The organism is Cypionkella sp. (assembly GCF_028290025.1).
Taxonomy (GTDB): domain Bacteria; phylum Pseudomonadota; class Alphaproteobacteria; order Rhodobacterales; family Rhodobacteraceae; genus Cypionkella.
In genome coordinates this window covers 21,822-27,821 of the sequence record NZ_JAQGKQ010000024.1, presented here as the reverse complement: position 1 = coordinate 27,821, position 6,000 = coordinate 21,822, and the positions used below count along the sequence as shown (strand labels likewise).

Annotated in this window: 5 protein-coding genes and 1 pseudogene; 1 reads left to right on the top strand and 5 read right to left on the bottom strand. The window is 61.7% G+C overall.

The features are described from left to right. The 4 genes from JWS10_RS03295 to JWS10_RS03280 all read right to left on the bottom strand — a co-directional run. The coding region (locus JWS10_RS03295; protein ID WP_299504729.1) for a CarD family transcriptional regulator at positions 1-1,675 on the bottom strand (1,675 nt) is incomplete at its 3' end. Beyond that, positions 1,629-2,090: a WGR domain-containing protein gene (locus JWS10_RS03290; protein ID WP_299504727.1), complete on the bottom strand. Its 462-nt coding sequence runs from the start codon at positions 2,088-2,090 to the stop codon at positions 1,629-1,631. The genes JWS10_RS03295 and JWS10_RS03290, both read right to left, overlap by 47 nt. Before the next feature lie 216 nt (positions 2,091-2,306). Beyond that, positions 2,307-2,501 (bottom strand): SIP domain-containing protein, encoded by a 195-nt coding sequence (locus JWS10_RS03285; protein WP_299504731.1) that lies wholly within the window; start codon positions 2,499-2,501, stop codon positions 2,307-2,309. Then, a complete protein-coding gene (locus JWS10_RS03280; RefSeq protein WP_299504725.1) occupies positions 2,489-2,647 on the bottom strand; it encodes an SIP domain-containing protein in 159 nt (52 codons plus the stop codon). The genes JWS10_RS03285 and JWS10_RS03280 overlap by 13 nt, the downstream gene beginning before the upstream one ends. A gap of 243 nt (positions 2,648-2,890) precedes the next feature. Between JWS10_RS03280 and JWS10_RS03275 the strand changes: the two genes are divergently transcribed. Continuing rightward, positions 2,891-4,744 carry a type II toxin-antitoxin system HipA family toxin gene (locus tag JWS10_RS03275; protein WP_299504723.1) on the top strand — a complete coding sequence of 618 codons (1,854 nt, stop codon included), beginning with the start codon at positions 2,891-2,893 and terminating at the stop codon, positions 4,742-4,744. A gap of 145 nt (positions 4,745-4,889) precedes the next feature. Here JWS10_RS03275 and JWS10_RS03270 read toward each other — a convergent pair. After that, positions 4,890-5,212 (bottom strand): annotated as a pseudogene (locus JWS10_RS03270) (DUF736 domain-containing protein). Positions 5,213-6,000 lie beyond the last annotated feature (788 nt).

Genomic DNA, 6,000 nt, shown 5'->3' with positions numbered 1-6,000 from the left:
AGCCTACATCACCCACGACAAGCCGGTCCATCGGGGTGCCAGACGCTAGGTCCGCCAGCACATCGCGCACCGCCTGCGCCTGATCCGGCGTCAACCGGTAGGAGAACCGCATAGCCAAACGCTCGTATGCATCCTGAGTCGGCGTGAGCTCCGAAGTGGTTATGGCGCGCCTTTCCTCGGTCGCCGAAATCAGTGCCCGCGCCGTTTCCGCCATGGCTGCTGCGATTTTTTCGCGGCGCTGTCTCCAGCGTCCAGTGCCGATCCGGTCAAGCGCCACCCCACTATCCGCCGAACCGTATCGCCAAATCACCCCGGCCTCCGCTGCCGGCACCATCAAAGTCTGCCCCTGATCGTAGACGAGCCTCAGGACCTCGCTGCCCTCGATCTCCTCCAGTCCCTCAAGGCTCGCCACGCCGTGCTCCATATGCACGACCCGGTCGCCCAAATGGAATTCGGGTGCCACGATTTCTAGCGGCGCGCCCGGGCCCCGAGCGTTCACGGCCTGGGTGACGCGACTGCCGAACAGGTCAGCCGCCGTGATCACCGAAATCTTGCGCTCATGGTCTATGTATCCCGCCTCGAGCGGTGCCAAGATCGACACCATTCCATCACTCGCCAGCACGGCGTCCCAGTCTGCCGCCTTTCCGACCGTCTCGCCCAGTGCCCGTTTTGCCGCAGTCGAAAGTCGATCGAGATCGCGCGCAGTCTCCGCGACCAATATGACACGACGCCCCGCTTGGCGTTCACCACGCAAAAAGGCCGTCAGCCGCACCAGAGGTCGCGGCCCAGTGGCGAAGTCGGGCACCGGTTCGAAGGGCGCTGGGAGATCGACGTCGCGGGACGGCCAGTTGTCTATGACGTATAGGGTCTGAGCTTCCGGGACGGACCGACCTTGTCGGCGGCATTCGTCCCCGGCCTCGCGGATTTGCGCCATCAAGTCCTTTGTGGACGCCTGGGCAACCGACGAAATCACCAAATTTGCGCCTTTGCAGGCGTCAAAAAGCGTGCGAAGCCGCTCTCCCCATGCGTCCGCCAACCGGTGCTCAGCTCCCGGTTTGGCTTGCTCGCATTGATCCGGAGGCAACTCCGATACCGGCGCGATCGAAAAGGCCTCAACCTCGTCCACCGACCGCTGCGAGGCAGGGTCATATCGGCGTATTGCCGTTACCAGCGTTCCGTCCATTTCGATGCGATGGGGCATGTCGGGGTCAGCGGGGTAAACCTCGACCACCCCGCCACGAAAGGCCGCTTCGCCGGGCTCGTCCACCCGCACATCGGAAACGTAGCCCGCACGGCGCAAATACAGGCCAAGCGCGTCGGCGTCTAACTCTTGCCCGACCCTGATCTCATAATTCCCCTCCGCTCTTGGCGGAGGTATGCGCTGGATTACCGCCGCAGCACTGCCCACAACAACGCCGCGAACCCCTTCATGGTCAAGCCGCTGAAGCACCGCCATGCGGCGACCCATCACCGACGGCGACGGTGATGCCAGATCGTAGGGCAAGCAATCCCAAGCGGGGAATACCTCAACTTCGATGCGGGGCAGGACCGCAATTAGAAACCGGCCGAGCGCCTCCGCGCGTGCATCGTCCTCAGCGACGTAGAGCAGCGGCCCGGCCATCGCGAGTTCAACTAGCCTTACCGCCTCGACTGAGATAGGCACTGGGCGGGTCATTGCTGTCCTTTTTCGTCGATGCATGCAAACTCGGCACTTTAAAATGAGTTCCTTGCTTCAGCGCCCTTTGATGTCGCGAGCTGTCTGCATGTGCTACAGTATGCACTCCCGTCCCCTCACTGCGCTGCCATGCACCGCAAGCATCGCTGTGAACTAAGCACATGGGAACCGAGCGACAACGGCCAAAACTCAAGCGTGATACGCGGCGGGTTGTGTCGCGAATGCCTAACCTATTATCGGTAGCCACGCCGTTGTTTCTGACCTGCAGTTTGGCGACCACCGCGGCTGCTTCGTTTGCCTCTGCGTAGGTCACCATCATCTGCTGCCCCCGGGTTCCGATGCGTCCCCAGTTGCGAAAGACGGTCGCTTCGCCGAAAAACGTTGGCTGCACCGACATCTCGTAGAACCGGGCCATGTTCTGGTCCGCGTCGACACGGGTGGAATGAACGGCTCTGCCGCCAATTTCAGTCAAGCGAGCCTGTCGTGCGGGTCATTAAGCATACTCCAGAAGCGGCCCGGCAGAGTGCTGCGGGCGGATGAGAGGGCTGCTGGCGTTTGGTGCTGGCATGGTGCGGCGCGCATGAACGCGGTTGCGGGGGGCGTGGTTAGGTTGGGCTATCGGCTGAAGCAGTCACGGATGCGTCCAATAGCCGGAAACGCTGGTTTCATTGCGCAGCAGCGTATGCTCGGATTTCAGGAATGCGCGGGCGGCGGCGGCTTGGGCGCTTTCGCCGCCAAACCAGATGAAGCGATTGCTGTCAGGCAGGGTTTGTGCGCGCAATGCAGCTATCAGGTCGCCGCCAGTTGCGCGGGTTAGGCAGTGCAGATTGGGCCGCTGGGATGCGCCAGCATTTGCTGGTCTTCTAAGGTATCCAGTAGGAGATAGGCATTGCCGTGGGTTTCAGCAGGCAGGGCTGCCAGCATCCGCGCCATTGCGGGTATTGCAGTTTCATCGCCAAACAGGGGACCCAAGCGGCTTCTGGAGCCTCGCGACCCGATGGGTCCATCAGGCCGACCCAAGCACCTTGCATTGCGTTTTGAGTCCACTCGGTGACGCGGCCACCTTCATGCAGATAAACGTCCAAATCGAGCCAAGCGCCGCCATCGCCCTACCTTCCAGCGACCAGCATTATCGCGCATGTGAGATGCGAGATAATTCTTGCGTTGTACTCCAGATTGTGGAATTTTCACGCATCTGAAATGCGAGATAATCCTATGGCGATCCACATGGTCGGCGAAACGCTTGATGCCAAACGCGCCCACCAGCTCGCGCAGGCGGGTGAGATTATCCAACTGTTTCGAGGCGTCTACGTTGATGACGGCATAGATGCAGACGCGGCCGTCTTGGATCATGCGATCCGCATCGCCCATTACCTCTATCCCAATGCCTATTTGTCGTCAGCCAGTGCAGCCCTATTAGCGCCCACGCCGGATGGCCGGCTGTTCATCAGCGGCCGACGTAACCAGCGCACCCGACTGCGCAGCCTGGAGATTGTGCAGAACGAAGCGCCCCCGCACCCTTCGACAGCAACGGCAATCGTGGGCGATGATCTGGGCGAACTGCGAATTTCAGTCTCTTCCCCTCGACAGCGCTTTCTCGAATCCTTCCGCCTGCGGAGCGAGCACGCTAGTGCCATCACAAGCGAAATGCGGGCGCAAATGGCCGCACGCCTGGTCGAAGAGCATGGCACACCCAATGCGGCCGCAGATGCAATCTGGGCTTTAGCGCGCGAGAACAACTGGTATCGCGAGGGCGAAGGCGCCGAGCGCTATCTCCTGGCGCAGCTTGGGGCACCCAAGCCCTCGACGAACAAGGCGGCGCTTGATCTGCTGGTTGCCTGGCACGACGAGCCGCTTGGGCGCTTGACCCATGACGGCTTCGAATGGCGCTGGAAACCGGCCCGGCGCGCGGGACCGACGATTGTCCGCGAAACCACACCGGGGAAGCTCCCGGCCTTCATTGAGTCGTTGCTGCCGGAAGGCTGGCTCGCCCAGGTGCTGCATGAGCGCGATGACCGCGAGGCACTGCGTCGCGGGCATCGTTATATGTCGAATATCACGGTGGTTTCGGCGGGTGACAACGGAATGAACCTGCCCCAGGATATTCTAGCATATGTGCTGAGCGGCTTCGCCGAAGCGGGACAGTTCAAGGGTCGCTACGAGGGCCCGGCGCGCGGTGCGATCGAAGAGAGCTTTGAGCAGAACCTTGCGAAGATCTACGCGCGCGCTGAGACGCCGCGTCTTTCGGGCGTTCAGATCAAGGCCCCTATGTACCTCGCGAAGGACGGTACTCTCTCGCCGGCGATTGACCTCCCCTTCACGCATATCCTGAAGCCCGCAGGAACGGCCGGCTTCGAGATGCTTCCAGTCGTCGAATGGCTTTGCCTGGAACTTGGTCGCGCGGCGGGCTTCAATGTGCCGGACGTTGCACTGACAGTCATGCCAGACGGCATGGCGCCTGCGCTGATCGTAGAGCGTTTCGACATTCGCCGCGGACCGGAGGATCGGCACAGGCTGGCGTTGGAAGATTTCTGTTCCGTCCTCGATCTTCCCGCCTCGGCGAAATACGACGGAACGATAGAACGTATGGCACGAGGTCTGCGGCCCCTGTCGACAGACCCGAGCGCTGACCTGGAGATCCTCTTCCGTCGCGCGGTCTTCGCCTGGCTTATCGCCGACGGAGATATGCACCTCAAGAACCTGGCCCTGCTGAAGATCGCGGACGCCGACGCGAAGTCCTTCACTTCGGTCCGTTTCGCGCCACTTTATGACGCGGTCACGACGCGCGTCTTCCCCGGCCTCGCCGGCGACCGCATGGCACTTAAGCTCAATGGCAAAGATGACCGGCTGACGCGCGGGAATTTTCTGACATTGGCACGCACTATCGGCGTTCCTCAGGGTGTCGCAGAGGCGGCAATTGCCGAGGTGACGAACAACCTCACGAATGCTGTTGAGACAGTTAGACTGCCGGGCTTCGCGGCAAAGTCCGAGGCGGCAAGCGCTGTCCAAGGCCAGATCATGGGACTTGTTCGCGCGCGCTGTGCGGCACTTGCCGACGAAGCCAGCTAGGTTCGCGCCAATGATGCAGGCTGCATAGCGCATGGCGCTCGGGCGAGTGTCGCGGCCCAAACGCAGATCGCCGGAGGGTGCAGATAGCGTAAACTTGGGTTGAAATCTCGGCCCCGGTCTTTCGACCGGGGCCGAGATTTGGCGATCAGTCGCCGCGGCGGGTGTTGGGGCGGGACCAGATGAGGCTCGAGCCCTCGCCGTCTTCGTCATCGAAGAGATTGGCGTAGTTGGTGCCGCGAAGCTCGGATCGTCCAGCTTCAGGCCCAGGTATTCGCGGCACTCGTTCGATATCTTCGTCCAGGGGGCGCCGATCTCGGCGCGGCCGACCAGAACCCGTTGGCTGGGGGCGTTCTCGCCCGAGGCGCGCAGGTCGGGGACGAGGCGCACACCCTTGGCTTGAAGGCTGAGGGTGAAGATTTCGCCGGTGTAGTCATTGCCGGTTTTCTTGAAGGTGCCGATGGTTGCCATGCTCTTTCTCCGTTTTGCTGTCTCGAGCCCGCGTGCTTGCGGCCTCGATGGCGATCGACAGCCCGGAGGCGACCGCTGGCGCACCCCCCTCGCGGGGGCTGGACAGCACAGGAGCAACTTTCTTGTCCCGCGAGGAATGACGGTACTTGTTGCCGACAGGGGAAGAAAGTTGTGACGACGCTGTTGCGCCGAAGTGGTCGAGGCGAAGACGTCCTTCGGGCAGATCAGCCCATCAGCAGAGGCCACTGAACGCGGGCTGGGACAGAAACACAACGGAGATCAAGGCGGTTTTGAAGGTCCATAAGGAGAGACAGGACAGGCACCAACGGCGATAAAACCACCTCTGTCGACCAGCCAGGCCAGCTTGCGCCTCCCCTGCCCCGCTGCCTCGCAGCGCCCGGCGCTACACAGAGCTCTGGTCCGCACGCGTTACGGCAAAGAACCTACAATCCTCGAACGACCAAACCGCAACTCGAAAAAAAGCTGGCCGCGTCGGCTGATGCCTCCTGAAAAATCCGCCAATTCAGTGACGATCTTACGGCAGGACCAGCCCCCTAATCCAGCTACCTTCCAGCCGCTGCGTCGATGATCACTTAGCAAAGCACCTCCGAAAGCTGGGGTTAACGGCCCACTGCCGCCGTTTGATCGGAAACCGCCGACGGGCCGCTTTGAATAGTCGCCACACACCAACACCAAGATTGGCAAATGCTGAACGGTGGAGGAAACGCGACTGTCGTCGAACTTTTTCTGGCTCGACCGGCCGCAGCGCACTTGTGCAGCGGAGCCAA